General features: G+C 67.9%; 27 protein-coding genes. 19 read left to right on the top strand and 8 right to left on the bottom strand.

What is annotated here, in order from left to right; genetic code table 11:
- Positions 1-56: 56 nt before the first annotated feature.
- The 6 genes from DVK03_RS06905 to DVK03_RS06880 all read left to right on the top strand — a co-directional run bounded on the left by DVK03_RS06905 (position 57) and on the right by DVK03_RS06880 (position 6025).
- A complete protein-coding gene (locus tag DVK03_RS06905; RefSeq protein ID WP_115802540.1) occupies positions 57-1208 on the top strand; it encodes an acyl-CoA dehydrogenase family protein in 1152 nt (383 codons plus the stop codon).
- Between the two features lie 105 nt (positions 1209-1313).
- Positions 1314-2087, top strand: coding sequence for a pyrroline-5-carboxylate reductase (gene proC, locus DVK03_RS06900; RefSeq protein ID WP_081597031.1), 774 nt, complete (start codon positions 1314-1316; stop codon positions 2085-2087).
- The gene (gene proB, locus DVK03_RS06895; RefSeq protein WP_004063480.1) at positions 2080-2967 is read left to right on the top strand and encodes a glutamate 5-kinase; all 888 of its coding nucleotides are present in this window, start codon (positions 2080-2082) and stop codon (positions 2965-2967) included. Before proC ends, proB begins: the two co-directional genes overlap by 8 nt.
- Entirely contained in the window at positions 2960-4294 is a 1335-nt protein-coding gene (locus tag DVK03_RS06890) for a glutamate-5-semialdehyde dehydrogenase (protein ID WP_115802729.1), read from the top strand. Before proB ends, DVK03_RS06890 begins: the two co-directional genes overlap by 8 nt.
- Before the next feature lie 105 nt (positions 4295-4399).
- Positions 4400-5062, top strand: a complete 663-nt coding sequence (locus tag DVK03_RS06885; protein ID WP_008605342.1) for an AIM24 family protein — start codon at positions 4400-4402, stop codon at positions 5060-5062.
- A gap of 159 nt (positions 5063-5221) precedes the next feature.
- Positions 5222-6025, top strand: a complete 804-nt coding sequence (locus DVK03_RS06880) for an N-acyl homoserine lactonase family protein (RefSeq protein WP_008605341.1) — start codon at positions 5222-5224, stop codon at positions 6023-6025.
- 173 nt (positions 6026-6198) lie between these two features.
- On the opposite strand, the gene DVK03_RS06875 is transcribed toward DVK03_RS06880, so the two are convergent.
- Together DVK03_RS06875 and DVK03_RS06870 are read right to left on the bottom strand one after the other, a co-directional pair.
- Positions 6199-6780, bottom strand: coding sequence for a DsrE/DsrF/DrsH-like family protein (locus tag DVK03_RS06875; RefSeq protein ID WP_004063485.1), 582 nt, complete (start codon positions 6778-6780; stop codon positions 6199-6201).
- Positions 6777-7028, bottom strand: a complete 252-nt coding sequence (locus DVK03_RS06870; protein WP_115802539.1) for a sulfurtransferase TusA family protein — start codon at positions 7026-7028, stop codon at positions 6777-6779. Before DVK03_RS06870 ends, DVK03_RS06875 begins: the two co-directional genes overlap by 4 nt.
- 267 nt (positions 7029-7295) lie before the next feature.
- On the opposite strand from DVK03_RS06870, the gene DVK03_RS06865 reads away from it, so the two are divergent.
- The 8 genes from DVK03_RS06865 (at position 7296) to DVK03_RS06835 (ending at position 12462) form a co-directional block, all read left to right on the top strand.
- Positions 7296-8483 carry an MBL fold metallo-hydrolase gene (locus DVK03_RS06865; RefSeq protein WP_115802538.1) on the top strand — a complete coding sequence of 396 codons (1188 nt, stop codon included), beginning with the start codon at positions 7296-7298 and terminating at the stop codon, positions 8481-8483.
- Positions 8484-8975, top strand: coding sequence for a YeeE/YedE family protein (locus DVK03_RS06860; RefSeq protein ID WP_004043575.1), 492 nt, complete (start codon positions 8484-8486; stop codon positions 8973-8975).
- Entirely contained in the window at positions 8972-9436 is a 465-nt protein-coding gene (locus tag DVK03_RS06855) for a DUF6691 family protein (RefSeq protein ID WP_115802537.1), read from the top strand. The genes DVK03_RS06860 and DVK03_RS06855 overlap by 4 nt, the downstream gene beginning before the upstream one ends.
- A gap of 512 nt (positions 9437-9948) precedes the next feature.
- On the top strand, positions 9949-10098 hold the full coding sequence (locus tag DVK03_RS20025) for a hypothetical protein (RefSeq protein WP_004043577.1): 150 nt from the start codon (positions 9949-9951) through the stop codon (positions 10096-10098).
- A 20-nt stretch (positions 10099-10118) separates the two neighbouring features.
- Positions 10119-11138 (top strand): sulfite exporter TauE/SafE family protein, encoded by a 1020-nt coding sequence (locus DVK03_RS06850; RefSeq protein ID WP_049896079.1) that lies wholly within the window; start codon positions 10119-10121, stop codon positions 11136-11138.
- 143 nt (positions 11139-11281) lie between these two features.
- Positions 11282-11662 carry a helix-turn-helix domain-containing protein gene (locus DVK03_RS06845; RefSeq protein WP_004043579.1) on the top strand — a complete coding sequence of 127 codons (381 nt, stop codon included), beginning with the start codon at positions 11282-11284 and terminating at the stop codon, positions 11660-11662.
- Positions 11663-11771: 109 nt separating this feature from the next.
- Entirely contained in the window at positions 11772-11978 is a 207-nt protein-coding gene (locus DVK03_RS06840; protein ID WP_004043580.1) for a hypothetical protein, read from the top strand.
- 91 nt (positions 11979-12069) lie between these two features.
- Positions 12070-12462, top strand: coding sequence for a response regulator transcription factor (locus tag DVK03_RS06835; protein WP_006600324.1), 393 nt, complete (start codon positions 12070-12072; stop codon positions 12460-12462).
- 29 nt (positions 12463-12491) lie between these two features.
- Here DVK03_RS06835 and DVK03_RS06830 read toward each other — a convergent pair whose 3' ends face one another.
- Positions 12492-14240 carry a bacterio-opsin activator domain-containing protein gene (locus tag DVK03_RS06830; RefSeq protein WP_115802536.1) on the bottom strand — a complete coding sequence of 583 codons (1749 nt, stop codon included), beginning with the start codon at positions 14238-14240 and terminating at the stop codon, positions 12492-12494.
- A 141-nt stretch (positions 14241-14381) separates the two neighbouring features.
- Positions 14382-16397: a PAS domain S-box protein gene (locus DVK03_RS06825; RefSeq protein ID WP_115802535.1), complete on the bottom strand. Its 2016-nt coding sequence runs from the start codon at positions 16395-16397 to the stop codon at positions 14382-14384.
- A 405-nt stretch (positions 16398-16802) separates the two neighbouring features.
- On the opposite strand from DVK03_RS06825, the gene DVK03_RS06820 reads away from it, so the two are divergent.
- Positions 16803-17105: a UPF0058 family protein gene (locus DVK03_RS06820; RefSeq protein WP_004063505.1), complete on the top strand. Its 303-nt coding sequence runs from the start codon at positions 16803-16805 to the stop codon at positions 17103-17105.
- An 83-nt stretch (positions 17106-17188) separates the two neighbouring features.
- Positions 17189-18931, top strand: coding sequence for a DNA mismatch repair protein (locus tag DVK03_RS06815; RefSeq protein ID WP_115802534.1), 1743 nt, complete (start codon positions 17189-17191; stop codon positions 18929-18931).
- Between the two features lie 79 nt (positions 18932-19010).
- Here DVK03_RS06815 and DVK03_RS06810 read toward each other — a convergent pair whose 3' ends face one another.
- Positions 19011-19232 (bottom strand): hypothetical protein, encoded by a 222-nt coding sequence (locus tag DVK03_RS06810; RefSeq protein WP_049922135.1) that lies wholly within the window; start codon positions 19230-19232, stop codon positions 19011-19013.
- Positions 19233-19481: 249 nt separating this feature from the next.
- Between DVK03_RS06810 and DVK03_RS06805 the strand changes: the two genes are divergently transcribed.
- Positions 19482-19670, top strand: a complete 189-nt coding sequence (locus DVK03_RS06805; protein ID WP_004063509.1) for a hypothetical protein — start codon at positions 19482-19484, stop codon at positions 19668-19670.
- 51 nt (positions 19671-19721) lie between these two features.
- Here the strand turns inward: DVK03_RS06805 and DVK03_RS06800 are convergent, their stop codons facing one another.
- The 3 genes from DVK03_RS06800 to DVK03_RS06790 form a co-directional block, all read right to left on the bottom strand.
- Positions 19722-22076 carry an ATP-dependent DNA helicase gene (locus DVK03_RS06800; RefSeq protein WP_115802533.1) on the bottom strand — a complete coding sequence of 785 codons (2355 nt, stop codon included), beginning with the start codon at positions 22074-22076 and terminating at the stop codon, positions 19722-19724.
- A gap of 87 nt (positions 22077-22163) precedes the next feature.
- On the bottom strand, positions 22164-22550 hold the full coding sequence (locus DVK03_RS06795) for a winged helix-turn-helix domain-containing protein (RefSeq protein WP_006600329.1): 387 nt from the start codon (positions 22548-22550) through the stop codon (positions 22164-22166).
- 43 nt (positions 22551-22593) lie between these two features.
- On the bottom strand, positions 22594-23778 hold the full coding sequence (locus DVK03_RS06790; protein WP_115802532.1) for an MFS transporter: 1185 nt from the start codon (positions 23776-23778) through the stop codon (positions 22594-22596).
- A gap of 89 nt (positions 23779-23867) precedes the next feature.
- Here DVK03_RS06790 and DVK03_RS06785 point away from each other — a divergent pair, with 89 nt between their 5' ends.
- Together DVK03_RS06785 and moaC are read left to right on the top strand one after the other, a co-directional pair.
- Positions 23868-25304, top strand: a complete 1437-nt coding sequence (locus tag DVK03_RS06785) for an NAD(P)H-hydrate dehydratase (protein WP_255409743.1) — start codon at positions 23868-23870, stop codon at positions 25302-25304.
- On the top strand, positions 25301-25828 hold the full coding sequence (gene moaC / locus DVK03_RS06780) for a cyclic pyranopterin monophosphate synthase MoaC (RefSeq protein WP_115802530.1): 528 nt from the start codon (positions 25301-25303) through the stop codon (positions 25826-25828). The genes DVK03_RS06785 and moaC overlap by 4 nt, the downstream gene beginning before the upstream one ends.
- The last annotated feature ends 47 nt before the right edge of the window (positions 25829-25875 follow it).

Raw genomic sequence — 25875 nt, 5'->3', positions numbered from 1 at the left:
TTTGAAGTTTAGACTGGTTCCATGCCTATTTTTACTGTACGATTCCATGGCGTGGTATGGAACTTCTCGACGACTCCATCGTGCCCGAACACGCCCGCGACCTCAAGCAGGAGGCCCGCGAGTTCGCCGAAGCGCACATCGAACCGGTCGCGGCGGACTACTACGAGTCCAGCGAGTACCCGCACGAAGTGCTCCAAGCGGGGATGGACGCGGGGCTCGTCGCCCAAGATATCTCCGAGGAGTACGGCGGCAAGGGCTTCGACCTCCAGCAGATGCTCGCCATCTCCGAGGAGTTCTACCGCGCCGACGCCGGCATCGCGCTGACGCTCCAACTCGCCTCGTTCGGCTGCGAGATTATGGAGCACTACGGCAGCGAAGAACAGAAAGAGAAGTGGCTCCGCCCGGTCGCGGAAAACGAGCAGCTTTCGGGGCTCGCGGTCTCCGAGCCGCAGACCGGCTCCGACATGGCCGGCATGGAGACGACCGCCGAGAAGACCGACGACGGCTACGTCCTCAACGGCGAGAAGTACTGGGTCGGCAACGCCGTCGAGGCCGACTGGCTGACGGTGTACGCCAAGACCGCCGACACCGACGACCGCTACTCGAACTACTCGATGTTCATCGTGCCGACCGACACGCCCGGCTACGAGGCGGAACACATCCCCGAGAAGATGGGTATGCGCGCCTCCAAGCAGGGTCACATCGTCTTCGACGACTGCGAGGTGCCCGAGGAGAACCTCATCGGCACCGAGGGCGGCGGCTTCTACATGCTCGCGGACTTCTTCAACCACGGCCGCGTCATCGTCGGCGGCCACAGCCTCGGCCTCGCGGCCGCCGCCATCGAGGAGACGTGGGAATTCGTCCACGACCGGCAAGCGTTCGGGCGCAGCGTCTCGGAGTTCCAAGCGGTCCAGCACATCCTCGCCGATATGCGCATGGAGTTCGAGGCGGCCCGCGCGCTCAACTGGCGCGCCGCCGAGAAGGTCGCGAACGGCGAGGACGCCGGCTTCTGGGCGGCCGCAACGAAGACGAAATCGACCGAGACGGCGGTCGACGTGGCCGAGCGTGGCATGCAGCTCCACGGCGGCCGGTCGGTCCTCAACGAGTACAAGATTTCGCGGGTCTACCGCGACGCGCGCATCCCGGTCATCTACGAGGGCGCAAACGAGATTCAGCGCAACCTCATCTACCGACAGGGCGGGCTGTGAGCAGGCCCCGGCACGGCCCCCGGAACTGACAACTCGTTTTCCGGTTTGGCATGGCTTGACCGGAACGCAGTTACTATCTGAGCGTCGTACCTTGAGTCAGCACCAATGGTACGCACGAGCGTTATCGGCTGCGGAAACATGGGGAGCGCCCTCCTCACCGGGCTCTGGAAGGCGGGCGGCCACTCGGTCGTCGCCTGCGACCTCGACCCCGAGGCCCTCGCCGCGGTCGCCGACTACTGTGAAGAGACGACGGACGACGTGTCGCGCGCGGCCGACGCCGACGTGGTGTTCGTCGCGGTCAAGCCCGACATCGTCGAGGCCGTCCTCTCGGAACTCGATTTGTCTCCCGACCAGACTCTCGTCACCATCGCCGCGGGCGTCCCGACCGCGTTCGTCGAGGCGCACACCGACGCCCGCGTCGTTCGCATCATGCCGAACCTCGCCGCCGAGACCCGCGACATGGCGGCGGCGGCGACCGGCGACCTGACCGACGAGGTCCGCGAACTCCTCTCGGACGTGGGCGAGTTCGTCGAGGTCGAAGAGTCCCAGATGGATATCGCCACCGCGGTCAACGGCAGCGGGCCGGCCTTCGTCTTCTATCTCATCGAGGCCGTCACGCAGGCCGGTATCGCGGGCGGACTCTCCGAGGAAGACGCCGAGATTCTCGCCGCTCAGACGTTCAAGGGCGCGGCCGAGACCGTCGTCCAGGACGACCGCACCGCCGACGAACTCATCGACGCGGTCTGCTCGCCGAACGGGACGACCATCGAGGGGATGGAGGTCCTCTGGGACAGCGACGCCGACGACGCCGTCACCGAGGCGGTCGTCGCGGCCGAGCGTCGGTCGAAGGAACTCGCGGAGGAGTTCGCTGATGAGTGAACTGAGCGAGACGGCGGAGGCGTCCGAGGCGTCCGAGTCGACTGCGGCCGTCGACCCCGATGCGGTCGCCGCCGCCCGCGACGCCGCCGCCGAGGCGGACCGCGTCATCGTCAAGGCCGGCACCAACTCGCTGACCGACGAGGACTCCAACCTCGACGACGACAAACTCGACAAGCTCGTCGACGACATTGAGTCGCTGCTCTCGCGCGGTAAGGAGGTGCTGCTCGTCTCCTCGGGCGCGGTCGGGGCCGGCATCGGACGGCTCGACCACCCCACGGCGGACCGCGACACTCTCGAAGCGTCGCAGGCGCTGTCGACGGTCGGCCAGAGCCTGCTCATGCACCGCTACACCGAGAGCTTCGAGCGCTACGACCGGAAGGTCGCCCAGATACTCATCACCCAGCACGACCTGGAGAACCCCGAGCGCTTCACCAACTTCCGGAACACGGTCGAGACGCTGCTGGAGTGGGGCGTCGTGCCCATCATCAACGAGAACGACGCGGTCGCCACCGAAGAGCTCCAAATCGGAGACAACGACATGATTTCGTCGGACATCGCGGTCGGCATCGGCGTCGACCTGCTCGTGACGCTCACCGACGTGGGCGGCGTCTACACCGGCAATCCGAAGGAGGACTCCGACGCCGAGCGCATCGAAGTCGTCGGCGACAATTACAGCGACGTGGAGGACATCGTCACCGCGAGCTCGACCGGCGGCTTCGGCGGCATCCAGACGAAGGTCCGCGGCGCGCGCGACGCCGCCGAGTACGGCATCCCCGCCGTCATCGCGCGGTCGACCGAGCCCGACGTGCTGGCGAAGATAGCCGAGCGCGAATCGGTGGGAACAATGTTCCTCCCCCTCGATGGTGAACTCGATGACTGAGCGAGACACGACCGCGCAGGTCGAACGGGCACAGTCGGCGGCGCTCCGCCTCGCCAACGTCGACGCGGCCGACCGCGACGCCGCGCTCGGAGCCATCGCGGACGCCATCCGCGACAACAGCGAGGCGATTCTCGCGGCCAACCGCGAGGACGTCGAGGAGGCCGAGGCGATGCTCGCCGCCGGCGAGTACACGCAGGCGCTCGTGGACCGCCTCAAACTCGACGAGGCGAAGCTGAAAGACATCGCCGGGATGGTCGAGTCCGTCGCCGAGCAGGACGACCCGCTCGGCGAGACGCTGGAAGCGCGCGAACTGGACGAGGACCTCGAACTGTACAAACTCTCGGTCCCCATCGGCGTCGTGGCGACCATCTTCGAGTCGCGGCCCGACGCGCTGGTCCAAATCGCCGCGCTGGCGCTGAAGTCCGGTAACGCCGTCATCCTCAAGGGCGGCAGCGAGGCCAGCGAGTCGAACCGCGTGCTGTACGAGACGATTCTGTCCGCCACCGAGGAGCTGCCCGACGGCTGGGCGACGCTCATCGAAGCCCACGAGGAGGTCGACCGCCTGCTCGAACTCGACGACATGGTCGACCTCGTGATGCCCCGCGGCTCCTCGGAATTCGTCAGCTACATCCAGGACAACACCCAGATTCCCGTCCTCGGCCACACCGAGGGTATCTGTCACGTCTACGTCGACGAGGCGGCCGACCTCGACATGGCCGCGGACATCGCGCTCGACGCGAAGGTACAGTACCCCGCGGTCTGCAACGCCGTCGAGACGCTCCTCGTCGACGAGTCGGTCGCCGCCGACTTCCTGCCGACGGTCGTCGAGCGCTACCGCGACGAGGGCGTCGTCCTCCGCGGCGACGAGGCGACCCGCGAACACGTCGATATCGACCCCGCGACCGACGACGACTGGGACACCGAGTACGGCGACCTCGAACTCTCCGTCAAGGTCGTCTCGGACCTGTACGACGCGGTCGACCACATCAACGCCCACGGCTCGAAACACACCGAGTCCATCGTCACCGACGACGCCGAGCGTGCGGAGACGTTCATGACCGGCGTCGACGCCGCCAGCGTCTTCCACAACGCCTCGACCCGCTTCGCCGACGGCTACCGCTACGGCCTCGGCGCCGAGGTGGGCATCTCGACGGGCAAGATTCACGCCCGCGGCCCGGTCGGTCTCGAAGGGCTGACGACCTACAAGTACTACCTCGAAGGCGACGGCCAGTTGGTCGCCACCTACGCCGGCGAGGACGCCGTCCCCTTCACCCACGAGGCGCTCGACGCCGACTGGACCCCCGGCCACCGAAGCCGTCGGGACTGACTGACCACGTCGACCGTTCGGGCCGATTTTTCGCGGCAAACAGAACTATATCCCTGACAGTCGCCTCTCCGGTAGAGTCGCTTTCGGCCGCGACTCGGTGACTCAATGGACTTAGACGAATTCGTCAGCGCGCACGCACCGTCCGAAGGCGGCGACTCCTTCGAACTCGAAAACTCGAAGCTCCTCGACGTGGCCCTCGACGGGAACGTCATGGCGAAAGCCGGGTCGATGGTCGGCTACACCGGCGACATCTCCTTCGAGCGCAAGTCCGCCGGCGGCCTAAAAGGGATGCTCAAGAAGAAGGCCACGGGCGAGGGCGACGTCATGATGCAGGCGACCGGAACCGGCCACCTCTATCTCGCAGACCAGGCCAAGGAGGTCCAGATTCTCGAACTCGACGCGGGCGAGGAGCTGAGCGTCAACGGCAACGACGTGCTCGCGTTCGAGTCGAGCGTGAACTGGGACATCAAGATGCTGACGAGCATCGCCGGCACCTCCTCGGGCGGCCTGTTCAACGTCTTCCTCGAAGGCCCCGGCCACGTCGCCATCACGACCCACGGCGAGCCAATCGTCGTCCCGACGCCGGTCAAGACCGACCCCAACGCGACCGTCGCGTGGAGCGGAAACGTCTCGCCCTCGTCGAACCGCGACATCGACATCAAGGGGCTGCTCGGCCGCTCGTCGGGCGAGTCCTACCAGCTCGAATTCGCGGGCGAGGGCGGCTTCGTCATCGTCCAACCGTTCGAGGAAGTCGGCCCCGGTCAGTAGCGTAGCGACCGTTCGCTCCGGGTTTTCACCGTCGCTCGTCGACCGCGTTCGCCGCGCGGGCCGACACGGCGCGGGCCGGAACGACGCGTATCTCTAGTGCCCGACGAAGATATATTGACTGCCTGAACGGTTATGCCGGCTCCGTCCTAACCCCGGAATATGGGTGATATCAGCGTCCACCTGGTCGACCGCGGCCGCGTCCACGCCGACACCGGCTACGTCCTCGACGGCTACTCCATGGGGAGCGCGTCGAATCCGAACCCCGACCACGAGATGAGCGAGTTCGTCGTCTGGAACGCCGTCGTCGACGGCCCCGACCGGACGGTGCTGTGGGACACCGGCTCGAACCCGGCCGCCGGCGACGGCTACTGGCCCGACCCGTTGTACGAGGCGTTTTCGCACGTCGACGCCGCGGACCACACGCTCGAAGACGACCTCGGCGCGGTCGGCTACGACCCCGCCGACATCGACGCGGTGGTGATGAGCCACCTGCACCTCGACCACGCGGGCGGCCTCGTCGAGTTCGCGGGCACAGACGTGCCGATATACGTCCACGAGGAGGAACTGAAGTTCGCCTACTACTCGGCGAAGACGACAGAGGGCTCCATCGCGTACCTCGCCTCGGACTTCGACCACGACCTGAACTGGCACGTCGTCCACGGCGACGAACACACGCTGTTCGACGGCTTCCGACTCGTTCACCTGCCGGGTCACACCCCCGGCGTGCTGGGCGCGCACATCGAAACGCCCGACGGCGACGTGCTCGTCGCGGGCGACGAGTGCTACGTCGAGGGCAACTACACGGACGAAGTGCCGCTCGGCCCCGGCCTGCTGTGGAGCGAGCGCGACTGGTTCGAGAGCCTCCAGACGGTGAAGGAACTCGAACGCCGGACCGGCGGCGACGTGCTGTTCGGCCACGACCTCGCCCGTTTCGAGTCGTTTGGCGACGGCTGGAACGTCTGAATCGGACGACGGCGCGGTCGACGCGGTCGGCTCTGATTTTCGGACTCACCCGCCGAACAGGTGACAGCGACAGCTCTCGTCGCGTCGAAAAAACAAAACGGGAACCGCAGGGGATGGTGGGGTGGAGTGGGTGAAGGAGGGGGATTGGATGGCTGGTGGAGACGACGGCCGGCCTAAATCATGAGTTGCACGTCGGCGTCGGCCATGTGCTGGAGGGCCGTCGCCGCGCCGACGCCGGTGGTGACGCCGTCGTAGAACTCGGCTTCGTCGTAGCCCATCAGTTCGATGGTCATCTGGCAGGCCTGGAGGTCCACGCCCATGTCGAGGGAGGTTTCGATGAGTTCCTCAACGGTCGCGGTCCCGTTTTCCTTGATTTTCTTTTCCATCATGCTCGTGGCGACGTTATCCATGAACGGCAACGCGGCGACGGCGTTCGGCATCGGCATGCTCGGGTTGCCGACCGCGCTGAGCTTCAGGTTCTTCGACTTCTCCTCGTGGAGGATGTCGAGCCCCCAGAACGTGTGGAACACCACCACGTCCCAACCGAAGGCGGCCGCCGTGCTGGCGAGGATGAGCGGCGGGTACGCCATGTCGAGGGTGCCTTTGGTCGCGATGATGGTCATCGACTTCTGGCCGTCGTCGTCGGTCGCCTCCCGGAGGTCGGAGACCTCTTCTTGCAGGGCTTGGACCCGCGCTCGGAGGTCTTCGACGGAGGCGGCTCCCGCGTCGACGGGCGCGTCGGCGTCCGAGCTCATTCCTTCTGGATGAAGTGGCGGAAGACCGCGTCGCCGTCTTCCTCGGCCTCTTCCTGTTCGAGCATGGCGACGCCGTCGGTGGCGTCGGCCCAGCCCTTCAGGTCGCTCATACTGCCGGAGTCGGTCGCGACGACCTGCAGAATCTCGCCGCTTTCGAGGTCGTCGACCGCGCCGCGGGTCTTGACGACGGGCATCGGGCAGGACAGTCCTTTCACGTCGAGGGTCTCGGTGGGTTCGTATGTACTCATTTTCGAAGTCACCTGTGTTGGGTGTATTCCACAATATATGGGTGCTTCGTAAAAGTGTGTCGGTTTTTGGGGAGACACCACAATACCTTATCTGAATCGTCGATAGGCGTTGAAACCGGCGTTTCTTGGGTAATGGAGCCATTGTGTGCTCCCGTAGGTGCGAAATCGCACTAGTCTCGGCCGGTCTCCACGAGATGAATATTGCACGAAATACAAACTACCATCCGAAAGCTTAAGTCGAACCACCCGATAGTGGGTGATGCATACATGACCGTTCCAGACCTGCCGGAACTCGACGTCGACGTGCCAGTCATCGAACCCGAGGCGCTGAAAGCCCGCATCGACGAGGGCGAGGCGCTGACCATCCTCGACAACCGCGTGCCGTCGGAACACGAGGACTGGCGCATCGACGGCGAGAACGTTTCGCACGTCAACATCCCCTACTTCGAGTTCCTCGACGAGGAGCTCGACGAGTCGCTGTTCGAAGAGCTGCCCGAAGACGAGGAGTTCGTCGTCCTCTGTGCGAAGGGCCACTCCTCGGAGTACGTCGCCGGACTGCTCATTCAGGAGGGCTACGACGCCGTGGCGCTCGAACGCGGCATGAACGGCTGGGCGAGCATCTACGAGTACACCGAACTGGAGACCGACGGCGACGCGCTCGTCGCGCAGTACCAGCGCCCCTCCAGCGGCTGTCTGGCGTACCTCGTCGTCGACGGCGACGAGGCCGCCGTCGTCGACCCGCTTCGCTACTTCGCCGACGAGTACGTCGCCGACGCGAAGGCGCTCGGCGCGGAGCTGACGTACGCCGTCGACACGCACATCCACGCCGACCACATCAGCGGGGTCCGCACGCTGGTCGAAGACCACGGCGTCACGGGCGTCATCCCCGAGGCCGCCGAGGGCCGCGGCGTCGACTACGACACGCCCTACGAGACTATCGCGGACGGCGAGACGCTCACCGTCGGCGACGCCGACATCGAGGCCATCCACACGCCCGGCCACACGACCGGTATGACGACCTACGCGGTCGACAACGTGCTGTTCACGGGCGACGGCCTGTTCATCGAGTCGGTCGCCCGCCCCGACCTCGAAGACGGCGACGAGGGCGCGCCCGACGCGGCCGGGATGCTCTACGACTCGCTTCAGGAGCGCGTCCTCTCGCACGACGACGACGCCATCGTCGCCTCCGCGCACTTCAGCGACGCGGCAATCCCGGCCGACGACGGCAGCTACACCGCCACGCTCGGGGAACTGAAGGAGACGATGAATGCACTGTCGATGCCCAAAGACGAGTTCGTGGAGTTCATCCTCTCGGATATGCCGCCGCGGCCGGCCAACTACGTCGACATCATCGAGACGAACCTCGGCGTGCAGGAGTCGGACGACGACCGGGCCTTCGAGCTCGAACTCGGGCCGAACAACTGCGCGGCCAGCAACGAAGCCCTGACGAACTAAATGTCGGGTCTGACGCCGCTCCTCGTCGACGGGCTCTTCCCGAACGGCATCGCGCACTACGCGCTCGGCGGCCTCCTCATCGGACTCGGGACCGCCGTCATCTACCTCGGGACGGGCGTCATCGCCGGCGCGAGCACCTTCCTCGAATCGACGCTGTCGTACGTCTCCGACCTCCCGCGGTTCAACAAGGCGAAGTACGTCGCCTCGCGGGACTGGCGGGTCGTGTTCACCCTGAGCATCGTCGCCGGGGCCGCGCTCTACACCGTCCTGTTCGGTGACGGCTGGTGGGTCTCCGACGTGCAGCCGTGGCGCTTCGCCGTCGGCGGCGTGCTCGTCGGCGTCGGCACCCGCATCGGGAAGGGGTGTACGTCCGGCCACGGGGTCTGCGGCGTCGGCTCGCGCTCGCGGACCTCGCTCGTCAACGTCGCCACCTTCATGCTCGTCGCCATCGGGGTCGCACAGCTCCTGAGCGCGCTGGGGGTGTCGCCGTGAGCGACGACGAACGCGGACTCGGGTTCATGTTGGTCGTCGTCGCGGGCGGCCTGATATTCGGGTTCGGCCTCGCCGTCAGCAACATGGCCCGCCCGGAGGTCGTCCTCGACTTCCTCCAGTTCGACGACTTCGGCCTCGTCTTCGTGATGGGCGGGGCCGCCGTCGTCACCGGGACCGTCTTCGCGCTCGCCGAGGCGTTCGGTGACCGCGCGCCCCTCACCGGACGCGACTACGGCCGCCGGCTGAAGTCGTTCGACAAGAACGTCGTCGTCGGCGGGGTCGTCTTCGGAGCCGGCTGGGGCATCTCGGGCATCTGCCCCGGCGCGGCCTACGCCAGCCTCGGCGTCGGCAACTACCCAATCTTCATCGCCATCGGCGGGATGTTCGTCGGCGCGTACCTCCAGGGGCTCTGGCGCGCTCGCCGCGCCGACAGCGCGGCGACCGGCACGGCCGCCGACTGAGCCGCCCCCGCCGAATCGGATTTCGCTCGTTTCCTGCTTTCACCTCTCGACCGCGGAGCGACGGCGACGAAGCACCCGACGCCCCCATCGGTGAACCGCTGTCCCGGGCGACGACTCGACTCGACTCACGCGCGCCGTCGAGCGGTTGGCGTCTGTCGTCGCCAGCCGCGGACCGTTCGACGCTCGCCGTAGCCCCCGAAAACAACGCTGTGAGCGTCTCTCGGGTGTGATATCTCCAATTCGACATTTGAGAAGATAGTATTGTACAATAATCAAATAACTATTTTTGTCATAGATAGCGGACAAATATGTTCGTAACGTCGCCTGATACAAAATATGACTCGGCTGAGTGGTATCTGTGTGTTCACCCTGTAACTTATACGTATGCGATAGCAATATGGTCTTGTATAGTATTCCCAAAAGCGTTATATCCTCACTCCGGTTAGCCAGCCATGTACAAGAAAGTATGATGCGTGCAATACACTCCGGGCGCCCCGAGGGGTGCTGGTAAGATGTTCGGAATCGAGACGCTGGGCGGGAACGCGCAGGCCGCCGCGCTCGTCGGCGTCGTCCTCGTCGAGGCGATGGTGCTGTACGTCGGCTACGGCGCGCTGACCGCGGCGCTCGGCCCGACCGTGCGGAAAGCAATCGGTGGTGAGTGAGCGTGCTGGAGCTATTCGGCATGTCGGCCGGGCTGCTGGCGCTTTTCGTCGCGTTCGGCGTCCTCATCGGCGTCCTGTTCGGCTTCTTCGGCATGGGCGGGTCGTTCCTCGTGACGCCCGCGCTGCTCGTCATGGGCTATCCCTCGCGCGTGGCCGTCGGCTCCGGGCTCGCGTTCGTCTTCGGGACCTCCGTCATCGCGACGCTGAAACACCGCGACCTCGGGCAAGTCGACTACAAACTCGGTATCTCGATGATTATCGGGACCACGGTCGGCCTCGAAGTCGGGAAGGAAATCGTCCTCTACCTCGAAGAACTCGGACTCGCCGGCAACATCATCAGCGTCACGTACGTGCTGCTCCTCGGCGGTATCGGGCTGTTCGTCACCTACGAGGCGCTGAAAGGCGGCGACGGCGGCGGCGTCAGCCACGACGTAGACGGCGACGCCGACGTCGACGCCGACGATATCCCCGAGCTGGCGAAGAAGATTCAGAGCTACTCGCTGCCGCCGATGATAACGCTCCGCGGCGGCGTGCAGGTCTCGCTGTGGATGATTCTGCTCGTCGCGTTCGCCACGGGGCTCCTCTCGGGGTTCCTCGGCGTCGGCGGCGGCTTCATCCGGATGCCCGCCCTGTTCTACCTCATCGGCGTCCCCGTACCCATCGCGGTCGGGACCGACCTGTTCGAAATCATGTTCTCGGGCGGCATCGGCTCGTTCCTCTACGCGCAGTCCGGCGGCGTCGACCTCTCTATCGTCGCGCCGCTGCTCGCCGGCTCCGCGCTCGGCGCGCGCGTCGGCTCCGCGGCGACCTCCATCGTCGACGAGGACGAAATCAAGATTTACTTCGGCCTGATGCTGCTTCTCGGCGCGCTCGCTGTCGCCGTGCGACAGGCCGGGAACTATCTCGGCGTGGGCGTCCTCGACTACGTCAGCCTCGCGCTCATCCTCGGGTCGGCGCTCATGGTCTCCGGCGCGGTGCTTTACAGCGCCGTCAAGTCCATGCGCGCGCCCTCGACTGCCGGGAGTTCGACCGCCGACTGACCGCACCGACTCGAACGCGAACCGCACTCGCATCGAACGCGAATCCGCCACACCGGGTCGCCGTCTCCCACTCGGTGTTGTGCAAACTATACAAACCCTTTTCAGGGCTGACCACGTAGCCCGAACCGACAATGGCTAGCTCGATGGTCGAATACCTGCAATCGGACATGGAGTGTGAGGGACTCCTCGAATGTCTCCACGGACTGAAGCAACTCGACCGACGGTGTTTCGAGGTGCTCGTCGAGACCGACGACCGCCTGACCGTCGACGAGGTCGCCGAAGCGGTCGAACGGGAGCGTTCGACCGCCTACCGCTCCATCCAGCGCCTGTTGCAGGCGGGCCTCATCCAGAAACAACAGGTGAACTACGAACACGGCGGCTACTACCACGTCTACCACCCGACCGACCCCAACGAGGTCGCGGACGATATGCAGCGGATGCTCAACGACTGGTACGCCCAGATGGGCACGCTCATCCAGGAGTTCCGCGACAAGTACGACGAGAAAATCGTCCCCGCGGAGTAGGTCTTCTCGGCCGACGAGCGGCCGCCGCCCCTCGATTGGTCCGCGTCCCAAATCAATTAGGTTCCGTATTCAACCGCATAGGGTCCATAGCTACTGCCACGACCACCGTATGTCGAAGAGTAAAAGCAGTCCCCGAAACAACGAGTTCGTCGAAGAGTGCCCGTCGTGTGAGTCGCGGACGCCGCACGACGTCTCCATCGAAATCAAGACGGAGAGTCGGAAGCGCGAGAACCGTCAGTTCTCCCGCGAGCCGTACCGCGTCACGCGCTGTACGCGCTGTGGCAACACGCAGTCGCAGCGCATGAACGACGCGTGAGCGACACCCGCGCCGCTCGACGACCGCTCTCGACCGGCCGCCTCCGAGTCCGCACGACCGCCTCCGAGACACCGTAGCCACGGTCCGAGCCATGACACAGACTCACACTCACGACGCGCCGACCGTCCTCCTCGTCGACGACGAGGCCGCCCTCGCCGACAGCCTCGCGCTGTGGCTCGAACGACGCTACCGCGTCCGGGTCGCCTACACCGGGCGCGAGGCGCTCCAGTCGTTCGACGACGACGTCGACCTCGTCTTTCTCGACCGCAACCTCCCCGGTCTCTCCGGCGAGTCCGTCCTCGAAGAACTCCGCCGCCGAGCCGACCCGGCGTCGTTCGGCGTCGTCATGCTCAGCGCCACGCCCGACGACGAGCTAACCGCCCTCCCGGTCGACGACGTGCTCACGAAACCCGTCACCAAAGGCGACGTGTTCGACGCCGCCGCTCGACTCATCGACGACACGCCCGAAGCAACACTCGACTAACTCTCCTCGGTCGCTCGCTCCCGCCCGCCTCAGTCGTCCGCCGGCGCTGGATTCAGCTCGTCGAAATACGTCTCGATGAGCTTTCGCTCCGCCGTCCGGAGGTGCTCGTGGAGCGTGGGCGGCGAGATACCGAGCGAGTCGGCGACCTCCTCGGCCGTGCTCCCCCGGGGCCACTCGAAGTAGCCGGAGACGAGCGACGTTTCGAGGACCGTCCGCTGCCGGTCGGTCAGCTTCGAGTCGAGCGCCCGCCGGAAGGAGTCGGGCGACTGGACGGACCGCTCGACCTCGCGCTTCGCGACGACTGAGACGCCCGGTGCGGCCGTCGCCACCGCCTCCACGAGCGCGCCGTGGTCGGCGTCGGCCGCGACGCGGAGCGCGAGACTGCCGGTCCCTTCCGAGAGCGTCAGTTGCTCCACGCTCGCGCCGTGGTCGATGGCGGTCGAAAGCGCCGCCTCGGCGTCGGTGCGGAGTTCGACGACGGACTCCCCGTCGCCCTCGGAGACGACGCGGGCCTGCGAGACGCCGTCGGCGTCGACCGCGGCCGCGACCGCGTCGCTGCCCGACGCGCCCGCGACGCTGACGAAGCAAGCGAGACCGTCGTCGAGGCGGGTCACGCCGTCGAGCGAGAGTTGGCAGTCGAGCGCCGCCGAGAGGCGGGCGAGCACGCCGGCGTCGCGGCCGACCTGAAACTCCAGTTCGACGACGCTGTCGCCGTTGAGAAGCCGCTTGCTCTGGGTCGCGTTGATGCCGTTGCCGACGGTCGCCCCGAGGTCGGAAAACAGCCCCGCGGACTCGTCGTCGAAGCCGTCGGTCTCGTCGTAGACGACGAGCGCGCCGTACATCGTCTCGCGGTAGTCGATGGAAACACAGAGCGCCGAGACCGCGTCGAGGTCGTCGGCGTCGTCGCCGAGTACGGCCGCGCGGTGCGCCTCGGAGATATCCTCGAAGACGAAGCCGTCTTCGACCGCCCCGTCGACGCCGAACGCCTCGTCGACGAAGTCGAGGTCGACGCCCGCGGGGTCGAGACCGTGGCCCGCCGCCGCGGTACACCGCAGCGTGCCGGCGGCGGTGCGCCTGAGGACGACGGCGGCCTCGTGCGCGTCCGCGACCACGTCGCAGACGGTCTGTTCGATTTCGTCGCGGGTCCGCGCGTCGATGAGCGCCCGGTCGACGTCGCGGAGCAGTTCGTTCGTTCGGTTCAGGCGGTCGAGCTGCGCCTCGCGGTTTCGAATCGCCGCCTCGTGTTCGGCCCGCACCGCCTCCAAGCGACTGCGGAGGTCCGAAAGCGCCTCCGGCTCGCGAAGCTCCTCTACGTCGCGGCTGTCGAGCGCCGCCTCGGTGGATTCGAGCGCGAAGTACTCGCGGACCCCGGACTCGAACCCCGACCGAACGAGCAGCTCTTCGACCGTCTCTTTGACCTCCGACTCCGAGACGGGCTTGACGAGGTAGGCGTCGAACGGCATCTCGACGATGTCGGTGTCCGGCTCGACCGCGGTCATCATCGCCACGCGGCAGTCGAGGCCGCGCTCGCGAATCTCTTCGAGCACGTCGTCGCCCGTGACGTTCGGCATCCGGCGGTCGAGGAGGACCACGTCGACCGTGTCGTCGAGTCGGCAGAGCGCTTCCGCTCCACCGTAGGCTGTCTCGACGGCGAACCGCTCGCCGTCGAGCCAGTACCGGCAGGTGTCTGCGAGGTCCTCGTCGTCGTCGACGACGAGGACGACCTGCTCGGCGGCCCGCTGGTCGGGGCTCTCGCGCGCCGAGCGTTCGGTGACCATCGTATCGAACACACAGTAACGGCGGACGGTAATATATCTGCCCATCGAAACAGGTGGAATTTAGGCGGTACGGCGACCCGAGTCGGCGGTCTTCGCAGTCGGATTACTCCCCGACTGAAGCGGTCCTGTTCGGGGGCGAACTCACGCCCGCGGGAGCGTGACGACGAACGTGGCTCCGCCGCGGTCGTTGTCCTCGATTTCGACCGTGCCGCCGTAGCTCTCGACGATTTCGCGGACCAGAAACAGCCCGAAGCCGTTGCCCGGGTTCGACAGGTCCTCGATGCGCTGGTCGACGATGCGGTGTTTCTCCTCGTCGGGGACGCCCGGCCCGTTGTCGGAGACGCGGAGTTCGACCGCGTCGTCGCCGGCGGCCACCTCGACTTCGACCGCGGGGTCCGGCTTGTCGTTGTGCTGGACGGCGTTTTTCAGCAGGTGCTCGACGACCTCGTCCAGCAGGTCGTCGGCGACGACCGAGATCTCCGGCAGTCGCCCGACGGCGACGCTCGCGGCGTCGGACTCCCGCCGGAGCGACTCCACGCCGTGGCCGACCGCCTCGTCGATTCGACGCGGGCGGAACTCGTGAGACTCCCGCTCGACGATGACTTTCATGAACGTCCGCATCGTCCCGACGAGTTCGGTCATCTCGCGGACGCGCCCCTGTATCGTGTCGAGGTGGGTCAGCCCCGCGTCGTCCACGAACTCCTCGACGATGTCCGCCCGCGCGCCGACCACGTTCAAGCCGTTGAGGAGGTTGTGGCGGATGATGCGGTTGACGAACTCCAGTCGCTCCTGTTCGCGTCGCAGCTCCCGCTCCCGCTCCTTGCGGGCGGTGATGTCGTGGCCTTCGAGGACCAGAAACGACACCTCGCCCTCGTCGTCGGTGACCGGCGTGACAGAGAAGTCGACGACGACCAGTCGGTCGGTGTTCTCGCGGTCGATTTCGACCTCGTAGCGGACGAACTCCCCGTCCGCCGCGCGGTCGAGGGCGGCCCGGAGGTCGGCGACGCGCTCGTCGTCGCCGCGCCACCACGGCGTCTCCCACGCCCGCGTCCCCACCAGGTCGTCGCGGTCGGCGTCGACGAGGTCGAGCGCGGCGTCGTTCACCCGGAGCACCGTGCCGTCTGGCTCGACCAGTCCGATGTACTGGACGGTGCTGTTGAACACCGCGTCGAGCTGTTGCTCGCGGCGCTTCCGCTCGGTCATATCGTGCGTTACCTTGGCGAAACCGATGACCTCGCCGGCGTCGTCGGTCAGGGCGGTGATGGTGACGGACGCCCAAAATCGGGTGCCGTCGGCCCGGACGCGCCACCCCTCGTTTTCCGCCCGGCCCTCGGTCCGTGCTCGGTCGAGAAGGCGCTCGGGAAGGCCGTCTTCGGCGTCTTCGTCGGTGTAGAACGTCTCGATGTGTTTCCCGAGTATCTCGTCGGCGTCGTAGCCCTTGATGGCCGCCGCGCCGCGGTTCCAGCTCTCGACGCGCCCCGCGGCGTCGAGGCGGAACAGCGCGTACTCCTCGATGTTCTCGACGATGCGCGAAAACGCCTGCTCGCGGCGTTCGAGTTCGCGCTCGCGCTCCCGCCGGACGTGGGTGTCGATGCCGTGGGCGACGGCGTGGCCGAGGTTCGAAATCGGCTCGTCGAGCTCCGCGGTGAACGCCCGCTCGTGTTCGGCGTACATCGTGAGCACGCCGTAGCGGGCGCCGTCGTAGACGAGCGGCACCGACGCCGCCGAGCCGTAGCCGCGTTCGAGCGCCGGCTCTCGGAACGGGCCAAACGCCGGGTCGTCGGGGATGCTGTGGGTCGCCTGCACCGCGTTCGACCGGACCGCGCGGCCGACGGGACCGTTACCCTCGGGCCGGTCCCCCGCCACCGACACGTCTATCTCGTCGAGGTAGCCGTCCTCGTCGCCGGCCCACGCGGTCGGCTCCACGTCGCCGGTCGTCTCGTCGACGACGCCGACCCACGCGAACCGGAGTTCGTCGGTCTGAACGAGTCGCTCGCAGACCTGCCGTTCGATGTCCGCCCGCTCGGCGGCGTCGACGATGGTCTCGTTCACGTCCGCAATCACTTCGTTGAACGTCGCGAGGATGTCGAGCCGCTGGCGCAGTTCGCGCTCGGCCGCCGACGGCTCGTCGACCGACCGCGGAGAGCCGTCTGTCATCCCTCTCGACCCCCCCGCGGACCGGCGTCCCGTCGTGCGTGCATACCCCGACTCTAACCCCCACCGACTTGTGCGTTTCTCGGTCGGCTCGAATCGAGCCTAACCACGTAGGGTTGTGAATTACTACTAACCGTTCCATTCGACTATATGGCCACAGTGACCTGCCCGGGTCACTCGTCGTGCCCGCACGCCCCCACGGCGGAATCGACAACCCACCCCCTCTCTCCGCCCAGGGGACGTGTCCCTGCCCAAACCCCAACTCCCTTTCCGCGGAATCGACCGACGAGCCGCGGGTGTTTCGTTCGTGTCTCCGACAGATACATTCATTTCTAGCCGAGGCAGATACAAGACCGAAAAAACGCTTCACCGCGTCATTTACCCCCGATGAGCACATACGTGCAACCAATGAAGAAAAACGAGCTCATCCACGTCCACTCGCTGCTCGTGGAAATCGCCACGGACTACCGCGACGGCGGGATACTCACGAGCGCCGACCTCGAACCGTACAACCGACTGGGAATCGGCCCGATGGCCCTCCGGGACTGCCGCGCCGACCACGAGCGCGCCGTCCGCACGCTCACGACCACCCTCGCGGTCTGCGCGGCCCGCGACCTCGACCGCGACGCGGAGGCGGTGCCCGGCCGACACCTGCTCCGGTCCGACGAGACGGCCAGCACGGACACCGACCAGCGCGCCCCCTCGTACTGAGTTTTCTTCGCGGCCCGCTCCTCGAACAGCGGCGGCACCGCCCGACGGGTGGACCTAAGAGCGCCCGGTGAGACGCCCCCGGTATGCGACTCGAAGACTACTGGGGCGTCGGCCCGAAGACCTCGGACCGACTGGAATCGGCGCTCGGCAGGGAGGGGGCGGTCGCCGCCATCGAGTCGGCCGACGTGCGGGCGCTCGTCGACGCCGGCGTCACCCGCGGGCGGGCGGTTCGCATCCTCCGCCGCGCCGACGGGCAGGCCGGCATCGACGCGCTGGCGACCCGCGACGCCCGCAACGTGTACGACGACCTGCTGTCGCTGGCGAGCGACCGCGCGCTGACCGAACACGCCGCCGACCGCATCCGCGTGTTGACGCCGCTGCCGACCGTCGAGGCCCGGCGCGACCGCCTCGATCGCATCCTCGCGGCGCGGGAGGCGTGGGCCGACCTCGACGACGACGCCCGCGACGCTATCGAGGCGGCGTTCCGCGACTACGACGAGGCCGGCGAGACCGAACGCGCCGCCGTTCGCGCGGCGCTCGAACTCCGCGAGGCCGGACTCCGCGGCGAGCCGTTCGACGCGCTCGCGGAAGCCGACCCCGACGCCCTCCGCGATGCGCTCGGGGTGCTCGGCTACGTCGACAACGACGGCTCGGTCGCCGCGGGTGCCGACGACCGCCTCGACAGCCTGCGGAGCAGACTCGACACCGCGAAGGAACTCCAATCCGGCTCGTTCGACGTGCTCGAAACCGTCCAGTCGCGGGGCGTCCGCTCGCTGGACGACTTCCGCGCCGCGTTCGTCCAGTACGTCGCCCAAGAGACCGACCTCTCGCGCGGCGAGGTCGAGGCGGTCGCCGCCGAGGACGCCCGCGACGCGACCGACTTCGTGAGCGCGTCGCTCCGGGCGCTCGTCGAGGACCTCGAAGCCGACGCCGCCGCCCGCGAGGAGACCGTCGCGGAGGAGCTACGCGACCGCATCTGGGCCGCCCGCGACGACGTGGACCTCGCGGTCGAGGCCGTCGACGAGGTCGCGCTGTCGCTGTCGCTCGCGCGGTTCGCGGACGAGTACGACCTGACGCCGCCGGACATCGCCGAGACGGGGCTGGCGGTCTGCGGCGCGCGCAGCCTCTTTATCGACGACCCACAGCCGGTCTCCTACGCCGTCGGTGACCACGAACTCGCGTGCGCGTCGGGGCCGACGCCGCCGGTCGGTGACCGCGTGTCGGTCCTCACGGGGGCCAACAGCGGCGGGAAGACGACGCTCTTGGAGACGCTCTCGCAGGTCGCCATCCTCGCGTCGATGGGGCTTCCCGTCCCCGCGGAGTCGGCGGTCGTCGGCCGGTTCGACTCGGTCGTGTTCCACCGCCGGCACGCGAGCTTCAACGCGGGCGTGCTCGAATCGACGCTCAAGTCCATCGTCCCGCCGCTGTCGGGCGACGGGCGGACGCTGATGCTCGTCGACGAGTTCGAGGCCATCACCGAGCCGGGGCGCGCGGCCGACCTGCTCAACGGCCTCGTGAACCTCACCGTCGAGCGCGACGCCTTCGGCGTCTACGTCACGCACCTCGCGGACGAACTGAGCCCGCTGCCGCCGGAGGCGCGCATCGACGGCATCTTCGCCGAGGGGCTGACCGACGAGTTGGAACTGCGCGTGGACTACCAGCCGCGGTTCGGGACGGTCGGCAAGTCCACGCCGGAGTTCATCGTCTCGCGGCTGGTGGCGAACGCCCGCGACCGCGCCGAGCGCGCCGGCTTCGAGGCGCTGGCGGCGGCTGTGGGCGAAGAAGCGGTACAAAAGACGCTGTCCGACGCCGAGTTCGTCGGCTGAGCCGACGCGGCGTCGGAGGGGGGCGAGCGGCGGCGGAAACGCTCGTCGGCGGCGCATCGACCGCGTCGGCGTCGACGACTCAGCACATCTCGTCGAGCGAGACGAACGCGTCGGCGTCGGCGGTCAACCACGCCTCCATCCGGTCGCAGCAGCTATCGCGTCGGGGGTAGACGGTGACCTGGTCCGGGCTCCCTCGATAGGAGACGACGACACTATGGAGGAAGCGGTCTCCGGTGGTATCCGCGCCGGCGCGGTCAGTGGTCCCTGCAACCGAGTTCTGAGATGCGGGCAGTTCGGACATTCGCCGTCACGTACACAAACGCGACCGTGATTACATAACCTTCACTAAGTGTGGTAGGCATTGACAATACCGGTGGGTTACAAAACGTTGCACCAAGTGGGAGTACGGAGTGATACATAGCCGTGCACACCGACGCGCAGGTGTGGATTCCACAGTTTCGTTGCGTCGGGCGCGCTGTCTGGCGCGCCGTCGGGCGACTTCTGCCGGCGGAGACGGGTTGAAGTGCCCGGAACCGCCATCTGGGTGTCAATGGTCGATCCCACGTCCGATTTGGAAGCGAACGTAGACCCGGAAGACGCCCCGACCTGCGCGACGTGCGGGGAGCCGATTGCGAACAACCCGACGCATCACGTCGTTACGTGGGTCGAAGACGACGCTGTGCAGGCGCGGCACTTCTGCGACGACGACTGCCGGGACGCGTGGGACGACGAACGCTGACGCTCTCCTGACGACTGTCCGCTCGCCGCCGCGGCGCGACCCCGGCCGCGACTACTCGACCGACGACCAGAACTGGTCGAGGCCGAAGCCGAGCATGTCCGGGCTGACGGGTCTGAACTCCTCGCGCTCCTGTGCCGGTAGGTAGTCGCGGACGCCGTTCCACGAGTCGCGGGCGTACCGAGCGTCGACGAAGACGCGGACGCCGACCTCGTCGGTGCCGCGGATGACGCGCCCGATGGCCTGTCGCGCCTTTCTGACCGCGGGAACGGTCAAGGCCGTCTCGAAGCCGTCTCCGAACTCGCGGTCGTAGGCGGTCTTCACCGCGCGGGTCCGCGGCGACGACGTGTTGATGAGCGGGACGCCGCAGACGACCGCGGCCGAGAGCTTGTCGCCGCTGTAATCGACGCCCTCGGTGAGCGTGCCGCGGAGGCTCGTCACGAGCACTTTCCCCTCGCCGCCGAAGAAGTCGCGCTTGAGTCGCTCCGTCGCACCGTCGTCGGACGACTCGTCGAGGAGGACGGGCTTATCGACGCGGGCTTCGAGCGCGCCCGCCATCCACTCGGCTTCGGCGTAGTTCGGCATCCCGACGAGGACGTTGCCCGGCGACCGCTCGCACACCTCGACCGCGGCGTCGGTGTACGCCAGTCGCGTCTCGTTTTCCTCGCCGGGCGGCCCGCGGTTGCTGTGGGTGAACTTCGGCACGTCGACGGCGAAGCTCGCGCGGTTCGACTCGGGGAAGCCGAGGCCGAACGTCCGCTCGGCCACCGGGCGGCCGTCGTCGGCGAGGGCGTCGAGGCCGGTCACGCGCCGGAACACGTCGATGGGTTCGAGCGTCGCGCTCATGAGGACGCCGCCGCCGAAGTCGCCGAGGCGCTCCGCGATGGCCTCGCCGGGGACGCAGTTGTGGACCGACAGCCGGGCGTTGTACGCGCGCCGCCACGACTCCGGCGGCTCCATCTCGTCCCACGTCCGTTCGAGTTCGATTTCGCGGAAGTGCTTCTCGTGATCGGCGTAGGCCCACGTCGAAAGCGCCCGCCCCGCCGCGGGGGCGGCCCGGCGCTTGTCGTCCTCTTCGACCGAGTCGAGGATGCGGGCGACCGCCGAGCCGGTCGCCTCGGCGCGGACCCACGTTCCCTCGTCGTGGCCCCTTTCCTCGGCCCACTCGGTGAGTTCGTCGACGCCGGGCTCCTCGGGGTCGCGGAGCGGGAGCTCCTCGTCGTCGAGTTCGGTCGGGTCGGCGCGCCAGCCGCCGTACTCGCGGTCGAGATGGGCGGTCACGCGCCGGTCGAGCTCCTCGCGGAGGTCGCGGATGAAGTCGCGGGTCTCCTCCAGTTCGCGGAGCGTCACGTCGGCCTCCTGAAGCTCCCCGCGGACGAGGTCGGCGTCGACGGTGGACTTGCCGGCGTCGTCGAACTTCACGGGCTGGATGACGCGCGTGAACTCGCTTTCGGCGTCGCGGAGCGTCCGGTCGCCGACGCCGACGGAGACGAGGTCGCGGACGCGGGGTTCGAGCATGTGCGCCTCGTCGCAGATGACGAACGTCGAGTCGTCGACGAGCGCGCCGGTGAACGTGCCGACGGTCGTCGGGTCGAACGCGTGGTAGTAGTTGCCGACGACGACCTCGACGTGGGGCAACAGCGCGCCCATCACGGAGTGCGGACACGACCCCGCGCCCGCGGCCAGCGAGACGAGGTCTTCGGTCCCGACGAGTCCCTTGTCGTCGAAGTCGAAGGGGACGGCCTCGATTGGGTCGCCGTCCTCGGGGAGGTCAGCGAGGAAGTTCGCGTAAAAGGGGCAGTACTCCACGTCCTCGTACTCCGGCATCGACGTCGGGTACGGCGTCGGGTCGCCCGCGGTTTCGAGGTAGTCCGGGCCCGCGGCCGTCGAGCCGGTGTCGAGGAGGCCGGTCTGTTGCTCGCGGGCGTCTTTGGCGAGCGCCTCGGCGCTGGTCCGGCCGCCGTCGCCGACGAGCCCGCGGGTCCGGTCGCGGAGGGCTTCACAGCGGTCGTAGACGGTCGCGTCGTCGATGCCGCCGCAGCCCTCGCGGCTGTAAGGACACACGTCGGACTTGCCGACGAGCGTGAGCCCCGAGACGGGCTTCCAGTCGGTCGGGAGGTTCTCGTTGATGGTTCGGAGGTCGGCCTCGAACTGCCGGAGCTGTTGCTTGACGCTCGTGAGGACGAAGACGCGCTCGTAGTCGGAGTCGGGGTCGCGGACGAGGTCGATGCCGGCGGTGAGCGCGAGCATCGTCTTGCCGGTCCCGCACGCGCCCTCAACGACGGCGAACCCGTCGTCTCGGGCGGTCTGTATCGCGGTTTCGATTCCGTCGGCCTGCTCCGGGTACGCCTCCGGGTGGCCGAACACCTCCTGCCAGGTCACGCTCTGTGGTCCAGTTGCGACGGCCATAGGGGTGTCGGTGACTGGTCGCGGACCCGTACTTGAACGTTCGCGCGAGAGCGAGCCCCCGGCGCACGGGACGCGAGGCGAACCGAGCTATTCGAGGAACGCGGAGACGACCTCAGCGAAGGCCTCGCGGTCGTCCCCGTCGCCGCCGATACAGACGACGAACGGGGCGGCGGCGGCGTACACTTTCATCTCGCGACCCTTCTCTGAGTAGCGGGTGTCGGCGACGCGGACGAGGTCTGCGCCGATGAGGTTCCCGAGATGGTGGCGAGTGTTCTGGACGGAGGTGTCGACCCGCGTCGCGAGTTCGGTCGCCGTCGCGGGCGACTCTTGCAGACACGACAGCAGGTCGCGGGCGGTGTCACAGGAGAGGCTCCCGAGGAGTTGCGCCGTCTCGTCGTCGTCGAGCCAGTGAACCCGGGGGTCTGACTCACCGGTCGTATCGACGCTCCCGTCAGTCGGCCGCGACCCTGACATACAACTGACATCACGGGTGGGGGGAAGTAAATCGTTTCGTCTATCAGTCACTCGATAGGTCGGCCCGGTCGACACCGGGGAGCCGGTTCACCGCGTAGAGGACGGCGAGCGCGGCGACGAACACCGCGAGCCCCCCGGCGAGCGTCCGAAACACCGCCTCGAAGGCGTAGTTCGCCTCGGTCAGGAAGCCGACCGCGCCGCTCCCGTTGGCCTCCAAGAGGAGCGCCGCGCCGCTGAAGACGGCGTAGGCGCTCCCGCGGGCGTCGCTCGGCAGCGACGAGAGCATGAACGTGTCCAGCGCGGGAAACAGGCTGTGGATGACGTAGCCGAGCACCGCGACGACGGCCGCGACGGCGACGAAGCCCTGCGCGTACGTCAGGGCGACGAGCGCGCCGATGAAAGCGACGAGCAGGCCGAAGATGTACGGGACGTGCGGGAGGTTGTCCGCGAGGCGGCCCGACAGCGAGAACGCGGGGACGCCGGCCGCGAAGACGATAGTGAGCATCGTGCTCGCGGTGGCGGCGTCGAACGCCTTCGCCTGCGTCATGTACGACACGAGGAAGTTGAACAGGCCCTGCCAGACGAACCCCGCGGGCGCGATGAGGAGGATGCCCGTGAGGATGAGCTTCCAGTGGCCGAGTGCGGCGGAGAAGTCGCGGTCCGCGCCCGTGCCGGCCCCCGCGCTCCCGTCGCGGGAGACGGCGTAGAGCAGGAGCGTCACGAGCGCGCCGGCGGCCGCCAGCACCCAGAACGTCTCGCGCCACGAGTACGACGCGAGGATGAAGACGACGACGGGCGCGGCGACGACGGCGGCGACCTGACTGGCCGCGCCGTGGATGCCGACCATGCGGCCGACGCGCTCGGGGTACAGTTCGCCGACGAGCGGGGTCGCGGAGACGAAGTACGCGCCCGAGGCGAGGCCGAGGCCGAACGCGCCGATTTGGAGCGTCAGCACCGACGTCGCGCTCGCGGTGAACGCCGCGGCGACGACGAGGAGCGTGCCCGACCCGAGGACGACCTTCGACCGCGAGACGCGCGTGAGGAGGTAGCCGACGGGGATGCGCGGGATGGCGGTCCCGAGCCAGACGAGGCTCGTCACGACGCCGATGGTCGCCGGGCCGACAGAAAACTGGGTCTGGAGCGTCTCGACGAGCGGCGGGAACGCGACGCGGCCGAAGTTGACGAGGAAGACGAGTCCGCAGAGAGTTCCGAAGAGGCGGCGAGTCACTACCTCGAACTCAGTCGCCCCCGAGTCAAACGTTGCGAATCCGACCCGCGACCACATGTGTTAACGCGCCGCCGGGCGAACGGGGGCGTATGATTACGAGTCGACGCATGGCCGCGGTCGACCTGAACGCCGAGGCGCTCGGCGTGCCGCGGAAACAGCTCATGGAGTCGAGCGGGAACGCCGTCGCGCGGGCGTGCCGCGACCTCGCGGACCCCGGCGCGTCGGTCGCAGTCGTCGCCGGCCGCGGCAACAACGGCGGCGACGCGCTCGTCGCCGCGCGGTTCCTGAAGGCGTACGACGTGACCGTCCACCTGCTCGGCCGCCCCGAGACGATTTCGACCGACATCGCCCGCGAGAACTGGGACGCCCTCGTCGCGGGCGAGGCCGACCGCCGGACCGTCACCGACTCGGCCGCCGTCGACCTCGGCGACCCGGACCTCGTCGTGGATGCGATGCTCGGCACCGGCGTCACCGGCGCGCTCCGCGAACCCGAGGCGACGGCCGCGCGCGCCATCAACGAGTCGTCCGCGACCGTCCTCGCGGTGGACGTGCCCTCCGGCGTCGACGCCGACACGGGCGACGCGGCGGGCCTCGTTGTCGATGCGGACCGGGTCGTCACCTTCCACGACGACAAGCCCGGTCTCGGTGACCTCGACTGCGAGGTCGTCGTCGCCGACATCGGCATCCCCGAGGCCGCCGAGTTGTTCACCGGTCCCGGCGACCTCCTCGCGCTCGACCGCGACGCCCAGAGCCACAAGGGCGACCACGGCGACGTGCTCGTCGTCGGCGGCGGTCCGTACACCGGCGCGCCCGCGCTCGCCGCGCAGTCGGCCCTCAGAGCCGGCGCGGACCTCGCCCGCGTCGCCTGCCCCGAGACCGTCGCCCGCGAGGTGCAGGGTTACTCGGAGAACCTCATCGTCCGCGGCTTCTCGGGCGACCGACTCGCGCCCGAACACGTCCCCGACCTGCTCGATTTCGCCGCCGACCGCGACGCCGTCGTCTTCGGCCCCGGCCTCGGCGACGCCGACGAGTCGCTCGCCGCGGTCCGGGAGTTCCTCGCCGCCTACGAGGGGACCGCCGTCGTCGACGCCGACGCGCTTCAGGTCGTCCCCGAGGTCGACACCGAGGCGACGCTCATCTGTACGCCCCATCAGGGAGAGTTGCGGAAGATGGGCGGCGAGACCGACGCCGACTGGGAGACGCGGAGCGACCTCGTCCGCGAGTTCGCCGCCGACCTCGGCCACACGCTCCTCGTGAAGGGCGCGTACGACGTGGTTTCAGACGGCGACGCGGTCCGCGTCAACCGGACCGGGAACCCCGGCATGACCGTCGGCGGCACTGGAGACGTGCTGGCGGGGGCGACCGGCGCGCTCGCGGCCGTCCTGCCCCCGCTCGACGCGGCCGCCGTCGCGGCCTACGCGAACGGCCGTGCGGGCGACCTCGCCGCCGAGGCGTTCGGCAGCGGCCTCGTCGCCACCGACCTGCTCGAACGACTGCCCGCGGCTCTACGAGGTGAGGAAGCATGAGCGACGAGCGCGCCGGTGCGGAGTCGAACGAGTCGGCCGACGGCGACGACCGCGACCTGACGCACGTCGACGAGGAGGGTAACGTCCAGATGGTCGACGTGGGCGCGAAGCCCGACAGCCGCCGCCGGGCGGTCGCCCGCGGGACCATCCACCTCAGCGCCGCGACGGTTCGGGCCATCCGCGACGACGAAATCGGAAAGGGCGACGTGTTGGCGACCGCCCGAATCGGCGCGATTCAGGCCGTCAAACACACGTGGGAGACGATTCCGATGTGCCACCAGATACCCATCACGAACGTCGACACCGAGTTCGAGGTGGGAGACGAGTCGGTCACGCTCTCGGTCACCGTCGGCACGACCGGGAAGACGGGCTGTGAGATGGAGGCGTTAGAGGGCGTGACGACCGGACTCAACGTCGTCTGGGACATGGTGAAGGCCGCGGAGAAAGACGACGACGGCCAGTATCCGGGGACGCGAATCTCGGACGTGGAGGTCGTCACGAAAGAAAAAGAGACGCTCGACTGAGCCGAGCCGAATCGGCGGGTCGGTGGGGCCAGCGTTGGGGACGCGAC

The organism is Haloferax sp. Atlit-109R (assembly GCF_003665865.1).
In the GTDB taxonomy this organism is placed as follows: domain Archaea; phylum Halobacteriota; class Halobacteria; order Halobacteriales; family Haloferacaceae; genus Haloferax; species Haloferax volcanii.
This window is presented reverse-complemented; position numbering and strand designations above follow the sequence as displayed.